The following is a 17,093-nucleotide window of genomic DNA, read 5'->3' as shown; positions in this document are numbered from 1 at the left end:
GGCCGGGGCGCGTCGAGGCCGGCGGCCGACCGAAAGGTCCCGCGCGGCGCTGCGCGGGAGCTCGGCGGGGACATGCGGGTCTCCTCGGAGAGGGGTCCGGTTCATCCTCTGTCGGGGGTCGGGGCGGCGCACCTCGGATGCGCCGGGCGGGGATCTCCGGGTACCCCCGAACCCTCGGATCATCCGGCCATCCGGATCACCCGAACCCTCGGAACAGCCGTCTGCCCCGCTGAGCCGGAGGTAGTCACCGCGGGAGTCGAGCGATGGTGAACACTGCGCCCATGGAGTTCCTCTGCTACCACCGCGATCGGCCCGAATCCTTGGCGCTGCGCGACGAACTGCTGGAAGAGCACTGGTCGTACATGGACCGGTACGCGACAGAGATGATCGCCCGCGGTCCGACGCTCGCCGAGGACGGGGAGACCCCCACCGGCAGCCTGCACATCCTCGACCTGCCGGACACCGGCGCCGCCCGCGCGTTCGCCTTCGACGAGCCGGGCTACCAAGCCGGCGTGTACCGGGACGTGCTGCTCCGCCGGTGGAGCGACACCCTGGGGCGCACCATGTGGGACTTCCCCGGTGGCGACACCGAAGGCAACCGCTACCTGGTGCTCGGCCTCGCCGCGGGAGAGGCGGCCGACCTCGCCGTGCCGCCCGGCCGTGACGAGGTCATCGCCTACGGTCCGCTGCTTTCCGACGACGGCGCCACCTGGCTCGGCACCGCTGCGCTGGTCCGCGCGCCGGACCCGGAAGTGGCACGCGCCGTCCTGACCGAGGACCGCTACGCCGCCATCGAGGTCCACAGGTGGCAGTTCGGCGGGCGGTCCTAGCGCACGGCTCAGATGCCGGGCCGGTACCGCAGAGGATGGTCCGCCGGGACTTCGGTGAGGACGATCTTGACGCCGTCCGGATCCGCGATCCACATCTCCACAAGCCCCCAGGGCTCCTTCACCGGCTCCCGCACCACCTCCACGCCCCGCTCCAGAAGCTCGGAGTGCGCCGCCCGCACGTCCGCCACCTGCAGCCACAGCTGGAGGCCGGGCGCGGGCGGGGTCTGGGAGCGGCCGGAGACCTCCACGTAGCCGCCGCCGAGGAAGTAGACCGTGCCGCGCTCCGGTCCCGTACCGAACTCGCGGTAGACGGCGAGGCCGAGCGCCTCGCCGTAGAAGGCCCGCGAGCGCTCCGGGTCGGTGGGGCGGAGAAGGATCCTGCTGCTCAGTACATGCACCATGCACCCGCACCTTAGTGGCGGGATACCCTCGGCGGTGCCCCGCTCACCCCGTGCCGGACGGCGGTGGGCCGGACAGAAAGATCGGAGAACCCCCGCCATGGACACCGCACCGCGGCCGACCACGACTGACCTCATCTTCCGGGACGCCACCGACGCGGACATCGACGACCTCGTCGCGCTCATCGAGTCGGCGTACCGCGGTGACTCGAGCCGGAGCGGCTGGACCACGGAGGCGGACATCCTCCAGGGGCAGCGGACCGACCCGCAGGGCGTCATCGACGTCATCAAATCGCCCACGAGCAGGCTGGTGACGGTCGAGCGCGACGGCGTCGTCGTCGCCTGCTGCCAGCTCGAACACCGCGGCGAGCACGCCTACTTCGGGATGTTCGCGGTGAGCCCCGCGCTCCAGGGCGCGGGCCTTGGCAAGGTGATCATCGCCGAGGCCGAACGGACCGCCCGCGAGGCGTGGGGGGTGACGGAGATGCACATGACCGTGATCTCCGTACGCGTGGACCTCATCGCCTGGTACGAGCGGCGCGGTTACCGCCGTACGGGAAAGATGACGCCCTTCCCGTACGGCGACGAGCGCTTCGGCATTCCGCAGCGGGACGACCTGCAGTTCGAGCTGCTGGTCAAGCCGCTGGTCTGAGCGCGGGACCGGTCACGCGGTGAAGCGGCCCGTCCGCTTGATCTCCGGATAGTCCGTGGTCGCCCCGTCGAGCTGCAGCGCGCGCACGAGCCGCAGGTCGTCCTGGGTGTTCACCACCCAGCCGATGATCCGCAGGTCGGCCTTCCTGGCACGCTCGACGATCTCGAGCGTCAGGCGCCTGATGTTCAGTACGAGGGTGGTGGCGCCGACCGTCGTGGCGCGCTCCACGACGTCGGTGCCGTAGCGGCTGGCGACGAGCGCGGTGCGTACGCCCGGGACGAGGCGCGCGATCTCGGCGATCGCCTCGTCGTGGAAGGAGATCACCTCCACGCGGCCCACCAGGTCGCGCCGGTGCATCACCTCGGCGAGGGCGCGCGCGGCGGCCACGTCCTTGATCTCGGCCTGCAACGGCGCCTTCACGGCGTCGAGGACCTCTTCGAAGACGGGGACGCGCTCACCGCGTCCCGCGTCGAGCTCCCGCAGCTCGGCCAGGGTCTTCTCGGCGATCGGTCCCTTGCCGTCGGTCGTACGGGCCACGTCGGCGTCGTGCATGACGACGAGGGCGCCGTCCTTGCTCAGATGCAGATCGAGCTCGATGAGATCGAGGCCCGCGGCTTGCGCGGCGATGAAGGACCGGAGGGTGTTCTCGGGTTCGACACCCATGACCCCGCGGTGACCGATGGTGAGGAAGTTCAAGGTTCACTCGCTTCCGTCGACGGCGGCTCGGAGCTCGAAGCCTAACGGCCCGCCTCAGCGATGGAACCGCTCCTGCCGGGGTGCCAGGAGGAATCGGAGTCGTCCGCTCTGCCTCCCACGATGCCGAGGACGAGCCCGGTGAGGACGGCGGCGACAAGGACGGCACGGGTGGTCACAGGTGCACTGCTCCATACGGCGGGGACTGCTGACCCCGCCCGTCCTACCGGGCGGCGGCCCCGCGCCGCGAGCCACGTCACCCTTGGGTGGGCGAGTCCTCCGGGAGTTGACCGGGCGAGGCGGAGGGCCCCGCCGCTTCCGCCGGCCGCTCCGGCGCCGCCGCTTGCGACAGGTCGGCCAGCATCGCCTCCGCCAGCTCGATCTCCGCCTCAAGGCGCCGCCCGCTCCAGCGGAGGACGATCTGCGGATGCGTCCACGCCTCGACCCCCTCCGCGCGGGCGAGCGCGTCCCGCACCTCCTCCAACTCGCCCCGCGTCCGCGCGATGTGCTCGGTCACCAGGGCCCGCAGATGGTCCGGGGTCGCGAGGTGCCCGAGCCAGACCCGCAGCAGCAGCGGGTGCTTCAGGACGGGCGGCCCCGCGTCCCCGGCGCCCCGCGCCCATCCGGCGAGCGCCGTACGGCCCTCGTCGGTGATGGCGTACGACCGCTTCGCGCGGGGCTCCTCGGGTCCCGAGCGCCGCGACGTGGCGTACCCGCGCGCTTCGAGGCGGCGCAGTTCCGCGTAGATCTGGCTGATGGCGGGCGACCAGTAGAAGTGGCCGAGCGAGGCGTCCGCCCACTTCTTCAGCTCGTACCCCGTCCGTTCGCCGGGGAAGGAGAGCAGGCCGAGCACGGCCCACGCGGTCGGTGGCAGCTCGCCGGGGTGCCGCGGTGAGTCGGGCCGCTGCGGTGAGGTGGGTCCAGGGGCTGCCATAGGCCTGATTGAAGTGAATCTCACGGTGCGGGCGCAAGATCCGTGCGGTGGGGACGGCATGCCGGGGTATAGGGGGTTCATGAGTGATCTACCGAGGCCGCGCGTCCGCCGACTTCTCAGCGCCACCGACCGCTTCGCGTTCCAGCGCGTGGCGGCCCGCTCCTGGCCGGCCGCCGAGCCGGTCCTGCCGCGGCTCAGCCGGGCCGCCGACCACGGGGTGCTGTGGTTCGGCATCGCCGCGGGAATGTGGGCGTTCGGCGGCGCACGCGGCAGGCGCGCCGCGGTGCGCGGCGTCTCCTCCCTCGCCCTCGCCTCGGCCACGGTCAACACCCTGGGCAAGCGCGCGGTGCGCCGCTCCCGGCCGGTCCTGGACACGGTGCCGGTGATACGGCATCTGGCGCGCCAGCCGATCACCAGCTCCTTCCCCTCGGGGCACTCGGCGTCGGCGGCGGCCTTCGCCGCGGGTGTGGCGCTGGAATCGCGGACCCTGGGCGCCGCCGTGGCCCCGGTCGCCGTGTCGGTGGCCTTCTCCCGCGTCTACACGGGCGTGCACTACCCCAGCGACGTCCTGGTCGGCGCCGCCCTCGGGGTGGGCGCCGCCTACGCGGTGCGCGGCATGGTGCCCTCGCGGGGGCAGCTGCCCCCGCCCGCCCGGCCCCGTACGGACGCGCCCGCCCTGCCGGACGGCGACGGCCTCATCGTGGTGGTGAACCCCTCGTCCGGTGCCCAGCCGCAACTCATGGACCCGGTCCGGCAGTTGAAGACCTCCCTGCCGCGTGCCGAGGTGGTGCTGTACGAGGAGGACGCGGGCCCGCTCCCCAAGGTCCTGGAGGAAGCCGCCAGGGACGCCTCCCGGCGCGGCGGTGTCTTCGGCGTCTGCGGCGGCGACGGCACGGTGAACGCCGCCGTGACCCAGGCCCTGCGGTTCGACGTGCCGCTGCTCGTGCTGCCGGGCGGAACGTTCAACCACTTCGCCGCGGACCTCGGCGTCGACACGGTCCCGGACGCCTGCGCCGCCCTCGCCGAGGGCAGCGCCGTACGCGCCGATGTCGGCCGGATAAGGCCACTTGCCGGAGCCCGGGCGGACGGCGGGACGCATCCAGGGCCCGTGTACTTCCTCAACACCTTCAGCCTCGGCGCCTACCCCGAACTCGTACGCATCAGGGAGGAATGGTCCCCGAAGGTCGGCGGTCCGCCCGCCACGCTGCTCGGGGTCGCCCAGATCGTGCACACGGGCCGGCCGTTGCGTGCGGTGGTGAACGGCAAGCCCCGGTCGATGTGGCTGCTCTTCGCGGGCAACGGCGCCTACCGCAGCGCCGGTATCGCCCCCGTGCGGCGGCACGACCTGGCCGACGGCCTGCTCGACATCCGCATCGCGCACGGCGGGCGCTTCGCGCGCAGCCGCCTGCTCGTCGCGGCGCTGGTCGGCCAGCTGGCCAAGACCCGCCTGTACGCGTCCGCCAAGGCTCAGCGCCTTGTCATCTCCGGACTGCCCGAGGACACGCAGATGGCGTACGACGGTGAGATCGCGCCCGCTCCCGGCGCGCTCCTGCTCGACAAGCTGCCCGAAGCCCTCACCGTCTACCGGCCGGTCGCCGACTGACCGTGTCTCCGCCGACCGTCCGTGCCGATGGTTACTCCAAGCGGCGCAGTCGGAGTGCGCGCCGGGCCCGTCCGCACTGTGCTGGCCTTCATGGGCTACGACATAGACAGCCCGCGTGAAGCGGGCACCACACGACGTGACGTACTGAGTGTCGCCGCGGTCCTCCTGGCAGGCGGCGCCTTCACGGTGGCGGGACCCGCGCCGCACGCCGCCGCCGAGTCCGACGACGGCTGCGGCGCAGACTACGACGCGGAGTTCGAGGAAGCCCTCGCCGAAGCCGACGAGGCCATCCCCGAAACCCGCGCACTCGCCCCCGAAGGACCACCCGGCAGGTTCGCCCTGCCGCTGCGCAGGCGCTATCGCGTCAGCGCCCGCTACGGAATTCGCGGCAACTGGATCGCCGGACACCACACCGGCATCGACCTCGCCGTCCCCCAGGGCACCCCGGTGCACGCCGTCGGCAGAGGCACGGTCGTCCTCGCGGCCTGGTCAGGGGCGTACGGCAAGGCGGTGACGGTGCGGCTGCGGGACGGCCATTACGCCCTGTACGCGCACCTGTCCCGCATCTCGGTAAGCCGAGGGGAACGCGTCGGCACCGGCGACCGGATCGGCAGCAGCGGAGCCACGGGGCGCGCCACCGGACCCCACCTCCATCTGGAGATCCGAAAGCGGCGCGGCTACGGCTCGGACATCAACCCGGTCAGGTATCTGGCGAGGCGGGGGGCCAGACTCCTGTAATGACGGCGGCCATCGAGGACTACGCGCTGATCGGGGACCTGCTGACCGCCGCCCTGGTGGGCCGGGACGGCTCCCTGGACTGGCTGTGCCTGCCCCGCTTCGACTCGGCGGCGTGCTTCGCCGCGCTCCTCGGTGACAAGAACAACGGCCGCTGGCGCATCGCACCGGCGGTCGCCGACGACGGCACTGCCTGCACCCGGCGCAGGTACCGCGGCGACACGCTCATCCTGGAGACCGAGTGGGAGACCGAGACGGGCTGGGTCCAGGTCACCGACTTCATGCCGCGCCGCGACGGCGCCCCGTGCGTCGTACGGCTCGTGGAGGGGCTCTCCGGCTGCGTCGACATGCGGATGGACCTGCGGCTGCGCTTCGACTACGGCAACGTCGTGCCCTGGGTGCACCAGACGGGCGGCCGGCTCGCCGCGACCGCGGGGCCCGAGTCGGTGTGGGTGCGCACCCCCGTGCCGCTCACCGGCCGCCGCGGCGCGCACACCGCGGACTTCCAGGTCAGGGACGGCGACCAGATCCCGTTCGTCCTGACCTGGAGCCCCTCCCACCTGCCGGCCCCCGAGGACACGGACGCCTTCGACGCGCTGCGCCGCACCGAGGCGTACTGGACCGACTGGCTGCGCCCCTTCTCGTACGAGGGCGCCTACCGTGACGCGGTCCTGCGCTCCCTGATCACGCTGAAGGCCCTCACCTACGAGCCGACCGGCGGCATCCTCGCCGCCCCCACCACCTCGCTGCCCGAACTGATCGGCGGTTCGCGCAACTGGGACTACCGCTACTGCTGGCTGCGCGACGCGGGCATGACCCTGGAGGCCCTGCTGCGCAGCGGCTTCACCGAGGAGGCCGACGCCTGGCGCGGCTGGCTCGAACGGGCGGTGGCGGGCCGGCCGCAGGACATCCAGATCATGTACGGGATCGCGGGGGAGCGGCGGCTTCCGGAGTGGGAGGCCGACTGGCTCGCCGGATACGAGGGTTCGCGCCCGGTGCGCATCGGCAACGCGGCGGTGGGCCAGCAACAGCTCGACGTGCCGGGCGAGTTGATGGACACCCTGCATCTGACCCTGTGCGGCGGACTGCGCCCCGAGCGGCATCTGGTCTCCCTGCGGCGCAAGGTGCTCGACCATCTGGAGGAGACCTGGCCGGCGCCCGACCAGGGCTTGTGGGAGATGCGGGGCGCCCCGCGGCAGTATGTGCACTCCAAGGTGATGTGCTGGGTCGCCTTCGACCGCGCGGTGCGGATGGCCGAGGACCACGGCGGTTCCGGGCCCGTCGAGCACTGGCGGGAGATCCGGGACCGCATCCACCGCGAGATCTGCGACCAGGGATTCGACCAGGACCGCAACACCTTCACCCAGTCCTACGGCTCACGTGAACTCGACGCCTCGCTCCTGCTCATCCCGCGGACCGGATTCCTGCCGCCCGACGACCCGCGCGTCATCGGCACGGTCGAGGCCGTCCAGCGCGAACTGCTGCGTGACGGACTCGTGTTGCGCTACCCGGCAGGGCAGGACGGCTCACCGGACGGACTCGCCGGGGGTGAAGGTGCCTTCCTCGCCTGCTCGTTCTGGCTGGCGGACGCGCTGCGACTGATCGGCCGTGAGAAGGAGGCCCGCGAACTCTTCGAGCGGCTCCTCGTCTTGCGCAACGACGTCGGACTGCTCGCCGAGGAGTACGACCCGCGGGCGCGCCGTCAACTGGGCAACTTCCCCCAGGCGTTCACGCACGTCCCGCTGATCCGTACGGCGTACGAACTGGACCGGCACGCGGTCGATGCCGTGGCCCCCCGCCCCCCCGCCCCTCACCCTGAGCCCAGTCCCACTCCATGAATTCACCAAGCACTGTCCCTTGCTCTCTCAGGATGTGACGACTAGTCATGTGACTAATCGTTATACGAGACGAGACCCCATGCTGGGAGGGCACGTGAAGTTCTCCGTCATATTCGAGGCACAGCTCGCCGACCCCACCGTCGAGCGCGAGCATCAACTCTTCCGCGACAGCGTCGAACAGGCTTTGCTCGCCGAGGAGATGGGGTTCGACCGGATCTGGGCGGTCGAGCACCACTCCCTCAAGTGGTACGCCCACATGAGCGCCCCGGAGATCTTCCTGACCTGGGTCGCCGCACGCACCAGCACCATCAGGATCGGGCACGGCGTGGTCTGCATGCCGTTCAACTTCAACCATCCGGCGCGGGTCGCCGAGCGCGCCGCCACGCTCGACCTGCTCTCCGGCGGGCGGCTCGACCTCGGCGCGGGACGCGGCGGCACGGTGCAGGAGACCTCGCTCTGCGGCGTGGACAAGGAACGTACGACCCAAGAGGTCGAGGAGGCGCTGCGGATCATCGGGAAGGCCTGGGAGAGCGAGGAGTTGGAGCACCACGGCGCGCTGCTCGACATCGCCCCGCACCCGATCCTGCCCCGGCCCGAGCAGACCCCGCACCCGCCGCTCTTCCTGGCCTGCAGCAGGACCGAGACGCTGACACAGGCCGCCGAACTGGGCGTCGGCGCACTGGTGATGGGCTTCGCGGGCCCCGAGTCGATCGCCGAGATGCGCAGGGCGTACGACGCGGCGATCGCGGGCCGTGGCGAGGAACGCTTCGTGTCCCGCGTCGTCAACGACCACTTCTCCGTGCTCTGCCCGACGATCGTCCTCGACGACCGGGACGCCGCCCAGCGTGTGGGCATCCGGGGGCAGCGGTTCTTCGCACAGTCCATCGGGCACTGGTACGGCGGCGCGGGCATCCCCGACGAGGCCGTCGTCGAAGGCGCCGACGAGGCGGCCGCGATGCGCGAGGCCGCCGAGCAGGTCGTCGCGCGGCTGCACGAGCACAACATTCCGGTACGGCCCACGTCCACGGCCACCTTCAACGCCGATCACGCCTATGGGACCGCCGACGACGCCATCGCGTACGTGGAGCGGCTCCGCGACGCGGGCGCCGACGAGATCATGTGCCTCATCCAGATGGGCACCGTCCCGCAGCAGGCCTGCATGGAGACCCTGCGGCAGTGGGGCGAGAAGGTCATCCCGTACTTCCGCGCCCAGGAGCAGGGGGCCTGAGCGTGGCGCCGCGTACCGACCGACTCGCCCCCGAGGCGCGTGCGCTGGTCGACGCGCTGAGCGCCGCCTTCCCCGACCTGGGCGCCGCCGTCACCGACGCGGCCGAGGCCCGCCGCATCCTCGCGGCGACGCCCGGTGCGGGCAAGGCCGTGGTGCCGGTGGGCAGGGTGGTGGACCGGACCATTCCGGGGCCGGTCGACGCTCCTGACCTGCCTGTACGCGTCTACATCCCGGAGCGCTTCGAGCGAGCGTCCGAGCCCCGCCCCACCGTGGTCTTCTTCCACGGCGGCGGTTACACCCTCTGCGGCCTCGACTCCCACGACGCCACGGCCCGCACCTTGTGCGCCGACGCGGACGCCGTCGTGGTCTCCGTCGCCTACCGCCTCGCCCCCGAGAACCGCTTCCCGGCGGCCGCCGACGACGCGTACGCCGCGCTGTGCTGGGCCGCCGCCCGGACCCGGGCGGGGGCGCTCGGCGGCGACCCGGGGGCGGTCGTGACGGCCGGGGACAGCAGCGGGGGAGGGCTCGCCACGGTCGCCGCCCTGATGGCGCGGGACCGCTCGGGGCCCGCTGTGGCGCTCCAGGTGCTGATCTACCCCGTGCTCGACGCCGGGCAGGGGAGCGACTCGTATACGTCGAACGCGACGGGCTACTTCCTGACGGCCGCGCACCTGCGCTGGTTCTGGGAGCAGTACCTCGGCCCGGACGGCGACGGCACCCACCCCTACGCCTCACCCCTGCGGGCCGACGTCACAGGACTGCCGCCCGTGCACCTCGTCACGGCGGGCTGCGATCCGCTGTGCGACGAGGGAAGCGCCTACGCGGTCAGGCTGCGCCTCGCGGGGGTCCCGGTGACGCGGGGGCACTACCCGGAGATGTTCCACGGCTTCCTGGGCTTCCCGCGGCTCCTGGACGATGCGCGGGCCGCGGTGGCCGATGCGGCAGATGCGATCGCATCGACCGCATCCGGCAGGAAAAACAGCGGTGATGTTGGGGGTATCACAGGATAATTTCCCGAGTCTCCCCTTGTGGTGGAGAACCTCGCGCACTTACGGTGTTCTGACGCGAGGTTCTCCCGGGGAGGTTGACAAGTGACGGAAATTCTTGTGCAGAGGGTTACGGAAGGTTTGATTCCTCCCGTGAGCGGGGGTGCCCCCGCGGGAAGGGTCGTGGAGCACCCGGCTTGGCCGATGCTCAAGGACGCCGTGGAAGAGATCCGCCCGTGGCAGTCCGCGGACGGCTCGATCGACTTCGACGCGGAGGGCGCCCCGGCGAAGTCCGTGGCCGAGCTCGCCGTCGACCGCGCGATATCCGCGATCGACCAGCTCGCCCCGCTCCTGCCGCACGACGCCGCGTACCACCAGGCGCTCGGCGCGGACCTGCGGCGCTGGGCCGATGACGGCTTCAAGGTGCCGGACTTCCTCGACTCGCTCCTCGCCTTCCAGCCCGCGGCGCACCGCGAGGACGGCCTGCAGCACCTCGTGGTCTTCCCGATGTACACGCAGAACGGCAACCCGGACCGCAACTTCGAGGCGGTCGTGCTGCGCATGGTCTGGCCCGACTGGCTGGCCGAGCTCGAGCGCACGCGCTACGACAACCCGCTGTTCTGCGGCATCACCTTCGAGGACTTCACCGCGGGCTACGACACGAACTCCGCGGTGCTCTTCCCGGAGACCATCGCCGTGCGCAAGGCCCCCGAGCGCTTCAGCTGGGGCGGCATCTTCTGTGACCGCGAGGCGGCCCGCTTCCGCCGCGTCACCGAGGCCTCCGTCGACATCCTCGGCCTCGAGCTTCCCGACGACATCCGCGAGATGATCGGCGACCAGGACCGCTGCCAGCAGGCGTTCGTCCTGTGGGACATGGTCCACGACCGCACGCACAGCCACGGCGACCTGCCCTTCGACCCCTTCATGATCAAGCAGCGCCAGCCGTTCTGGATGTACGGCCTCGAAGAGCTGCGCTGTGACCTCACCGCCTTCAAGGAGGCCGTGAAGCTGGAGACCGAGGGTGTCCCGCAGGCGCGTGACGTGCAGTACGCCGTCCTCTTCGACCGGATGTTCCGCTTCCCGGTCACCGGCGACCGCGTCAAGAACTACGACGGACTCGGCGGCCAGCTGCTCTTCGCGTACCTCCACAAGCACGACGTCGTCCGCTGGACCGACAACAAGCTCAAGATCGACTGGGAGCGCGCGCCGCGGGTCACCAACCAGCTGTGCGCCGAGATCGAGGAGCTCTACCGCGCGGGCATCGACCGCCCCAAGCTGGTCCACTGGTTCGCCGCGTACGACCTGGTCTCCCAGTACCTCGCCCCGCACCCCGGATCGCGCTGGGCCAAGGGCCCGGACGCCCTGGACACACAGTTGCCGCCAAGGAAACTCGTCGACGACGTGCTTCCTGACGAGTTTCCGCTCAGCATGTTCTATGAGGCGCTCTCCAAGAAGCTCAAGCACGTGATCGCCTCCACCAAGGGGATCACCGCGTCGGGCGCCGAGCAGGTCGCCGCATGAGCGACCGCACCAAGGAGGCGAGGACGATGTCCGCACTCGATGGAGCCGTGGTCGCGGTCGCGGGGGCAGGCGGTCCGGCAGGCCGTGCCACGCTGCTGAGGCTCGCGGAGGCCGGCGCCACGGTCGTGGCGTCCGACGCCGACGTGGAGCGCCTCGCGGAGGCCGTGGACGCCGCGCGCTACGCGCACGGAGGTGCCACCGTCATCGGCGAGACGGTCGACCTTCTGGACCTCGACGCGACCCGGGCGTGGGCCACCCGCACCGAGAAGGAGTTCGGGCGGATCGACGGCCTGGTCCACCTCGTCGGCGGCTGGCGCGGCAGCGCCTCCTTCGCCGAGACCGACCTCGCCGACTGGGACCTGCTCGAAAAGCTCCTGATCCGCACCGTGCAGCACACCTCGCTCGCCTTCCAGGACGGTTTGCAGCGCAGCGACCGCGGCCGCTACCTCCTGATCAGCGCGGCCGGCGCCTCCAAGCCGACGGCGGGCAACGCCGCGTACTCGGCGTCCAAGGCGGCGGCCGAGGCGTGGACCCTCGCCCTCGGCGACGCCTTCCGCAAGGCGGGGGGCGAGCAGGGCGTGACGTCGGCGGCTGCCATCCTGGTGGTCAAGGCGCTGGTGCACGACGCGATGCGCGCGGAGCGGCCAAGCGCGAAGTTCGCGGGCTTCACGGACGTCAAGGAGCTGGCCGAGGCCATCGCCGGAGTCTGGGAGCGGCCCGCCGGAGAAGTGAACGGAACCCGCCTGTGGCTGACCGAGAAGCCGTGAACCCTCCGAGGACCGACGCGCGCCGTCATCACGATCCCGACGTACGGGGTTTCGCGAGCGACAACTACGCGGGCGCCCACCCGGAGGTGCTCGCCGCCATCGCCCTCGCCAACGGCGGTCACCAGATCGCGTACGGCGAGGACGACTACACGGCCAACCTCCAGCAGGTCATCCGGGGCCACTTCGGCCCCACGGCCGAGGCGTTCCCGGTCTTCAACGGCACGGGCGCCAACGTCGTCGCGCTCCAGGCGATCACCGACCGCTGGGGCGCGGTGATCTGCGCCGAGTCCGCGCACATCAACGTGGACGAGGGCGGCGCCCCCGAGCGCATGGGCGGCCTGAAGCTGCTCACGGTGGCGACACCGGACGGCAAGCTCACGCCGGAGCTGATCGACAGGCAGGCCTTCGGCTGGGACGACGAGCACCGGGCGATGCCGCAGGTCGTCTCGATCGCGCAGAACACCGAACTCGGCACGCTCTACACGCCCGACGAGATCCGCGCCATCTGCGACCACGCCCATGGGCTCGGCATGAAGGTGCACCTCGACGGCTCGCGGATATCCAACGCCGCCGCGTCGCTCGACGTCCCCATGCGGACGTTCACGAACGCGGTCGGCGTGGACATCCTGTCCCTGGGCGGCACGAAGAACGGCGCGCTCTTCGGTGAGGCCGTCGTCGTCCTCAACCAGGACGCCGTCAGCCACATGAAGCACCTGCGCAAGCTGTCCATGCAGCTCGCCTCCAAGATGCGTTTCGTTTCGGTGCAGTTGGAGGCCCTGCTCGCCAAGGACCTCTGGCTGCGCAATGCCCGGCACGCCAACGAGATGGCGCAGCGCCTCGCCGAGGGGGTGCGCGCCGTCCATGGCGTGGAGATCCTCTACCCGGTGCAGGCCAACGCGGTCTTCGCGCGGCTGCCGCACGACGTGAGCAAGCGACTGCAGAAGCAGTACCGCTTCTACTTCTGGGACGAGGCGGCGGGCGACGTCCGCTGGATGTGCGCGTTCGACACGCGCGAGGAGGACGTGGACGGGTTCGTGGCGGCGCTGAAGGAAGAGATGGCGCGCTAGGTTCTCTTGACCACTGCCCCCTTGAACACTGTCTCCTTGAATACTGCATAGATATGCGATCGACCGTAAAAGCATTGACTCGCGGTCGGTCGCATTTCTATGCTCCCGTGCCATGCAGCTGATCCAGCAGAACCCTGACCTGTCCGCCTACTTGGCCGCGGACGAGGTCATCGACCACCATCATCCGCTCGTCCGCGAGACGGCGACGCGACTCGCCTCCGATGCCGCCGATTCATACGCATACGCTCGCGCGGCCTATGAGTATGTGCGGGACGCCATCCCGCACTCCGCCGACAGCGGCGACCTCCGCGTGACCTGGCGGGCCTCCGATGTCCTGGAGCAGCGCACCGGCATCTGTCACGCCAAGGCCCACGCGCTGGCCGCGCTGCTGCGCGCCGAGGACATCCCCACCGCGTTCTGCTACCAGCGGCTCACACATGACGCGGGTACGGGGCACGTCGTGCACGGCATGGTCGCCGTCCGCTTCCAGGGCGCCTGGCACCGGCAGGACTGCCGGGGGAACAAGGCCGGGGTCGACGCCCAGTTCTCCCTCGGCGGTGAGCGGCTGGCCTTCGTGGCGGACGACAAGTGCAGTGAGGTGGACTATCCAGTACTCTACGATGCACCGCACCCGGCGGTCCTGCGCGCCCTGAAGGACGCCCCGGACCGGCCGTACCTGTGGGAGAACCTCCCCGACGCACTCTGAACCGCCGCACCCTGAACACCGCCGCACCCCGAACGCAAGGCAGACGATGACCTTCCAGATCACCGTGTCCGACGACGTGCGCGCCCTCGCGCCCGGCTTCACCCACGTCGCCATCGAGGCATACGGACTCGCCAACGGGCCGAGCACCGACGAGACCTCGGCGCTCCTCGACGGCGCCGCGCGCCGCCTCGCCGAGCGCCTAGGGGGCCGCGCCCCGCACGAGGACCCCCACATGGCGGCCTGGCGCGCGGCCTACACGGCCTTCGGCTCGAAGCCCTCCCGTACGCGCAACTCCGCCGAGGCGCTGGCCAAGCGCGCTCTCGCCGACGGCGGGCTCCCGCGGATCAACGCACTCGTCGACATCTACAACGCGATCAGCGTCGCCCATCTGATCCCGGTCGGCGGCGAGGACCTGGACCACATCAAGGGCGGCATGCGCCTGGTGCGGGCCACCGGCGGCGAGGACTTCGTGACCATGGCCGCGGGGGAGCAGGCCGTCGAGCACCCCGACACGGGCGAGGTCGTCTGGTGCGACGACGAAGGCGTCACGTGCCGCCGCTGGAACTGGCGCCAGGGACCGCGCACCCGCCTCACGGAGGAGTCGGTCAACGCCATCTTCCTGCTGGAAGGCATGGGGCCGGACTCCGGCGTCGAGGCCGCGGGCGCCGAACTCGCGGAGCTGCTGGAGAAGTTCAGCCCCGGCGCGCGGATCGCCGTCCACGCGCCGGAGTAATCGATTCAGCTGGTCGGTTCGGCCAGGTCGATCAGCCGGTCTCGGCGGCCTTCACCTCGGCGGGAGTCGGCGCGGTGCCGCCGAGGTGCGCGGGCATCCACCACGTGTCGTCCGGCCCCTTGGGGCGTACGGGATACGCGCGCTGAGCGGCTTCGAGAAGCTCCTGGCAGCGCTCGCGCAACCGGCGCGTGATGGCGCCCGCGAACTGGTCCTTCGGGGCCTCCACCGGCTCGCCGACCCGGATCGTGATCGGGATGTGGCTGCGCTTGAAGTTGCGCGGCTGGCCCTTGGTCCACAGCCGCTGCGTGCCCCACAGCGCCATCGGGATCAGCGGGACCCCGGCCTCCTGCGCCATGCGCGCCGCGCCCGACTTGAACGACTTCAGCGTGAACGACGGAGAGATCGTCGCCTCGGGGAAGACACCGATGATCTCCCCGGCACGCAGTGATTCGAGGGCATGCTGGTACGCCGCCTCGCCCTGCTTGCGGTCCACGGGGATGTGCTTCATCCCGCGCATCAGCGGACCGGAGATCTTGTGCCGGAACACCGATTCCTTGGCCATGAAGCGCACGAGCCGCTTCTGCGGGAGAGCCGCGAGGCCGTCGAAGATGAAGTCGAGATAGCTGATGTGGTTGCTGACGAGTACCGCGCCGCCGGAGCGTGGGATGTTCTCGGACCCTTTGCAGTCAATCTTCAGGTCCCATGCCTTGAACAGGGTTTTCGCGGCACCGATGACCGGAGGGTAGACAAGCTCTGCCATGGGTGGGGAGGACCCTTCGTTTCTGCCTGGGGAGGGGGTTCCCGGCGGGAAGTTACGCAGCCGTAGGTTTTTCGGCGTTGCGCAGATCGTGCCCCAAGAACGGACGGGTGACCACCCATCGTGCCCCGCAACCGCGAGATTCTCGTCACGTTGGGAACCTCCGGGAATCTCTGCGGGCGCGCGGACGCTGAAGTCGGGGAAAGTCGGACCATGGCGAAGGGGCGGGAGACTGACGTGCAGCTGAGGGACCGGCTGGCGGACCGGCTGGGGGAGCGCGCCACGCTCGTGCAGTTCTCCAGCGCTTTCTGCCAGCCCTGCCGGGCGACCCGCCGAGTCCTCGCCGAAGTGGCCGATATGGTCCCCGGCGTCTCCCACCTGGAGATCGACGCCGAGGCGGAACTCGATCTCGTACGAGAACTGCGCATTCTCAAGACCCCGACGGTGCTGGTGCTCGACGCGGACGGACAGCTCGTCCTGCGCGCGACCGGGCAGCCGCGCAAAGTCGATGTGATCGCCGCCCTCGGCAAGGCCGTGTGAGTCCGCGTGGCACGGGGGAGGGGTGGAGTGACACACGGGAGGGAGACGGCGATGGAGCGGGGTCAGGACGTCACGGCGACGCACCGGCAGGGTGTCGCGGGGTCTCTTTCACATCGCGGAACGGACTTGACTGCACGCGGCACCTATCGTCAGCCTGCTCCCATGCCTCCGGAGCTCCTTCTCTACGAGCGCGTCCACGTGGACCTCGCCCGTCATGCAAGTGCGCGCTGTCCGGGCTGCTGAGCAGCCACGGAACCGCTCGTACCTCCTGCAGAAGGACAGCCCATGACGGCCACGCCCGAACTCCGCACGCCCCAGCTCGCCTCCCCCGACCTCCTGCGCTCCGTCTTCCGGCAGCACGCGGCGGGGGTCGCGGTGATCACCGCCCAGGGCCCCTCCGGGCCGGTCGGCTTCACCGCCACCTCGCTCGTCTCGGTCTCCGCCGAGCCCCCGATGCTCTCGTTCGGCATCGGTACGGGAGCCTCCAGCTGGCCCGCGGTCTCGGAGGCCGAACACGTCGGCGTCCACATACTCGGCGAGCACCAGCTCGACCTCGCCGCGACCTTCGCGCGCAGCGGCGCCGACCGTTTCGGCGCACCCACCCGCTGGTACGAGGGGCCGCAGGGAGTGCCCGTGCTCGACGGGGCGCTGGCCTGGCTGGTCTGCAGGGTCGCGGCGCGCGTGCCTGCCGGTGACCACCGGATCGTCCTCGCGGAAGCGGTCGTGGGGGACCCGTCGGGCGCGGGCCGGCCACTGCTGTACCACCAGGGTCGCTTCAACGTCCTGCGCGACTGAGAGTTCCCGGATGACCTTCCCGGCGTTGATTACAGAGCGTTGGGAAGGTCACAGTTCAAAGCGCTTGCTCAGTGGGAATGTACTGGGTGTACTGGCGAGTAATATTCTGGTCGGAGCGCGGGCCGCCCTGACCGGGATCCGCCCCTTCAGGCGCCTATGCTGCCTGCAAGAAGGCAGTGGCCAGAGCAAGGCAGCAGCCCAGTAAAGACGATGCAGTAGGAGAGCCGGCGTGAGCTTGAGGATCGTTGTCACCGTGAAGTACGTGCCTGACGCCACCGGCGACCGGCACTTCGCCGATGACCTGACCGTC

Annotated in this window: 19 protein-coding genes and 1 pseudogene; 15 read left to right on the top strand and 5 right to left on the bottom strand. The window is 70.8% G+C overall.

Annotation, left to right across the window (positions count from 1 at the left end; all coding sequences use genetic code 11):
• The first annotated feature begins 281 nt into the window (after nt 1–281).
• Entirely contained in the window at nt 282–830 is a 549-nt protein-coding gene (locus ACGFX9_RS29200) for a YciI family protein (RefSeq protein WP_393479598.1), read from the top strand.
• 8 nt (nt 831–838) lie between these two features.
• Here the strand turns inward: ACGFX9_RS29200 and ACGFX9_RS29195 are convergent, their stop codons facing one another.
• Nucleotides 839–1,231, bottom strand: coding sequence for a VOC family protein (locus ACGFX9_RS29195; RefSeq protein ID WP_393478717.1), 393 nt, complete (start codon nt 1,229–1,231; stop codon nt 839–841).
• Nucleotides 1,232–1,328: 97 nt separating this feature from the next.
• Between ACGFX9_RS29195 and ACGFX9_RS29190 the strand changes: the two genes are divergently transcribed.
• The gene (locus tag ACGFX9_RS29190; protein ID WP_393478711.1) at nt 1,329–1,880 is read left to right on the top strand and encodes a GNAT family N-acetyltransferase; all 552 of its coding nucleotides are present in this window, start codon (nt 1,329–1,331) and stop codon (nt 1,878–1,880) included.
• Between the two features lie 12 nt (nt 1,881–1,892).
• Here the strand turns inward: ACGFX9_RS29190 and ACGFX9_RS29185 are convergent, their stop codons facing one another.
• From ACGFX9_RS29185 to ACGFX9_RS29175, 3 genes are all read right to left on the bottom strand, one after another.
• The gene (locus ACGFX9_RS29185) at nt 1,893–2,576 is read right to left on the bottom strand and encodes a glycerophosphodiester phosphodiesterase (protein WP_393478707.1); all 684 of its coding nucleotides are present in this window, start codon (nt 2,574–2,576) and stop codon (nt 1,893–1,895) included.
• Between the two features lie 41 nt (nt 2,577–2,617).
• Nucleotides 2,618–2,752: a hypothetical protein gene (locus ACGFX9_RS29180; protein ID WP_393478703.1), complete on the bottom strand. Its 135-nt coding sequence runs from the start codon at nt 2,750–2,752 to the stop codon at nt 2,618–2,620.
• Nucleotides 2,753–2,829: 77 nt separating this feature from the next.
• The gene (locus tag ACGFX9_RS29175) at nt 2,830–3,516 is read right to left on the bottom strand and encodes a PadR family transcriptional regulator (RefSeq protein WP_393479596.1); all 687 of its coding nucleotides are present in this window, start codon (nt 3,514–3,516) and stop codon (nt 2,830–2,832) included.
• A gap of 70 nt (nt 3,517–3,586) precedes the next feature.
• Between ACGFX9_RS29175 and ACGFX9_RS29170 the strand changes: the two genes are divergently transcribed.
• From ACGFX9_RS29170 to ACGFX9_RS29125, 10 genes are all read left to right on the top strand, one after another.
• Nucleotides 3,587–5,110, top strand: coding sequence for a bifunctional phosphatase PAP2/diacylglycerol kinase family protein (locus ACGFX9_RS29170; protein WP_393478700.1), 1,524 nt, complete (start codon nt 3,587–3,589; stop codon nt 5,108–5,110).
• Between the two features lie 90 nt (nt 5,111–5,200).
• Entirely contained in the window at nt 5,201–5,848 is a 648-nt protein-coding gene (locus ACGFX9_RS29165; protein ID WP_393478695.1) for a M23 family metallopeptidase, read from the top strand.
• Nucleotides 5,848–7,683: a glycoside hydrolase family 15 protein gene (locus tag ACGFX9_RS29160; protein ID WP_393478690.1), complete on the top strand. Its 1,836-nt coding sequence runs from the start codon at nt 5,848–5,850 to the stop codon at nt 7,681–7,683. The genes ACGFX9_RS29165 and ACGFX9_RS29160 overlap by 1 nt, the downstream gene beginning before the upstream one ends.
• A gap of 94 nt (nt 7,684–7,777) precedes the next feature.
• Nucleotides 7,778–8,911, top strand: coding sequence for an LLM class flavin-dependent oxidoreductase (locus ACGFX9_RS29155; RefSeq protein WP_393478685.1), 1,134 nt, complete (start codon nt 7,778–7,780; stop codon nt 8,909–8,911).
• A 2-nt stretch (nt 8,912–8,913) separates the two neighbouring features.
• On the top strand, nt 8,914–9,921 hold the full coding sequence (locus tag ACGFX9_RS29150; RefSeq protein WP_393478681.1) for an alpha/beta hydrolase fold domain-containing protein: 1,008 nt from the start codon (nt 8,914–8,916) through the stop codon (nt 9,919–9,921).
• A gap of 81 nt (nt 9,922–10,002) precedes the next feature.
• The gene (locus tag ACGFX9_RS29145) at nt 10,003–11,418 is read left to right on the top strand and encodes a DUF6421 family protein (protein ID WP_393478676.1); all 1,416 of its coding nucleotides are present in this window, start codon (nt 10,003–10,005) and stop codon (nt 11,416–11,418) included.
• A complete protein-coding gene (locus ACGFX9_RS29140; protein WP_393478672.1) occupies nt 11,415–12,185 on the top strand; it encodes an SDR family NAD(P)-dependent oxidoreductase in 771 nt (256 codons plus the stop codon). Before ACGFX9_RS29145 ends, ACGFX9_RS29140 begins: the two co-directional genes overlap by 4 nt.
• Entirely contained in the window at nt 12,182–13,252 is a 1,071-nt protein-coding gene (locus ACGFX9_RS29135; protein ID WP_393478669.1) for a threonine aldolase family protein, read from the top strand. The genes ACGFX9_RS29140 and ACGFX9_RS29135 overlap by 4 nt, the downstream gene beginning before the upstream one ends.
• A gap of 112 nt (nt 13,253–13,364) precedes the next feature.
• Nucleotides 13,365–13,958, top strand: coding sequence for a transglutaminase domain-containing protein (locus ACGFX9_RS29130; protein ID WP_393478665.1), 594 nt, complete (start codon nt 13,365–13,367; stop codon nt 13,956–13,958).
• A 46-nt stretch (nt 13,959–14,004) separates the two neighbouring features.
• Entirely contained in the window at nt 14,005–14,691 is a 687-nt protein-coding gene (locus ACGFX9_RS29125) for a B3/4 domain-containing protein (RefSeq protein WP_393478660.1), read from the top strand.
• Between the two features lie 31 nt (nt 14,692–14,722).
• Here ACGFX9_RS29125 and ACGFX9_RS29120 read toward each other — a convergent pair whose 3' ends face one another.
• The gene (locus ACGFX9_RS29120; RefSeq protein ID WP_393478655.1) at nt 14,723–15,451 is read right to left on the bottom strand and encodes a lysophospholipid acyltransferase family protein; all 729 of its coding nucleotides are present in this window, start codon (nt 15,449–15,451) and stop codon (nt 14,723–14,725) included.
• A gap of 210 nt (nt 15,452–15,661) precedes the next feature.
• Here ACGFX9_RS29120 and ACGFX9_RS29115 point away from each other — a divergent pair, with 210 nt between their 5' ends.
• The 3 genes and pseudogenes from ACGFX9_RS29115 to ACGFX9_RS29105 form a co-directional block, all read left to right on the top strand.
• A complete protein-coding gene (locus tag ACGFX9_RS29115; RefSeq protein WP_393478651.1) occupies nt 15,662–15,988 on the top strand; it encodes a thioredoxin family protein in 327 nt (108 codons plus the stop codon).
• A gap of 285 nt (nt 15,989–16,273) precedes the next feature.
• Nucleotides 16,274–16,783 carry a flavin reductase family protein gene (locus tag ACGFX9_RS29110; protein WP_393478647.1) on the top strand — a complete coding sequence of 170 codons (510 nt, stop codon included), beginning with the start codon at nt 16,274–16,276 and terminating at the stop codon, nt 16,781–16,783.
• Between the two features lie 229 nt (nt 16,784–17,012).
• A pseudogene (locus ACGFX9_RS29105) lies at nt 17,013–17,093 on the top strand (electron transfer flavoprotein subunit beta); the annotation flags it as partial.

Origin of the sequence: Streptomyces sp. NPDC048436, assembly GCF_043200355.1 — a bacterium.
GTDB lineage: Bacteria > Actinomycetota > Actinomycetes > Streptomycetales > Streptomycetaceae > Streptomyces.
This window is presented reverse-complemented; position numbering and strand designations above follow the sequence as displayed.

Bases quoted from the DNA above. Each gene is read 5' to 3' on its own strand.
- ACGFX9_RS29200 (WP_393479598.1), top strand. From the start codon at position 282: ATGGAGTTCCTCTGCTACCACCGCGATCGGCCCGAATCCTTGGCGCTG.
- ACGFX9_RS29195 (WP_393478717.1), bottom strand. From the start codon at position 1,231: ATGGTGCATGTACTGAGCAGCAGGATCCTTCTCCGCCCCACCGACCCG.
- ACGFX9_RS29190 (WP_393478711.1), top strand. From the start codon at position 1,329: ATGGACACCGCACCGCGGCCGACCACGACTGACCTCATCTTCCGGGAC.
- ACGFX9_RS29170 (WP_393478700.1), top strand. From the start codon at position 3,587: ATGAGTGATCTACCGAGGCCGCGCGTCCGCCGACTTCTCAGCGCCACC.
- ACGFX9_RS29165 (WP_393478695.1), top strand. From the start codon at position 5,201: ATGGGCTACGACATAGACAGCCCGCGTGAAGCGGGCACCACACGACGT.
- ACGFX9_RS29160 (WP_393478690.1), top strand. From the start codon at position 5,848: ATGACGGCGGCCATCGAGGACTACGCGCTGATCGGGGACCTGCTGACC.
- ACGFX9_RS29140 (WP_393478672.1), top strand. From the start codon at position 11,415: ATGAGCGACCGCACCAAGGAGGCGAGGACGATGTCCGCACTCGATGGA.
- ACGFX9_RS29130 (WP_393478665.1), top strand. From the start codon at position 13,365: ATGCAGCTGATCCAGCAGAACCCTGACCTGTCCGCCTACTTGGCCGCG.
- ACGFX9_RS29125 (WP_393478660.1), top strand. From the start codon at position 14,005: ATGACCTTCCAGATCACCGTGTCCGACGACGTGCGCGCCCTCGCGCCC.
- ACGFX9_RS29120 (WP_393478655.1), bottom strand. From the start codon at position 15,451: ATGGCAGAGCTTGTCTACCCTCCGGTCATCGGTGCCGCGAAAACCCTG.
- ACGFX9_RS29115 (WP_393478651.1), top strand. From the start codon at position 15,662: ATGGCGAAGGGGCGGGAGACTGACGTGCAGCTGAGGGACCGGCTGGCG.
- ACGFX9_RS29110 (WP_393478647.1), top strand. From the start codon at position 16,274: ATGACGGCCACGCCCGAACTCCGCACGCCCCAGCTCGCCTCCCCCGAC.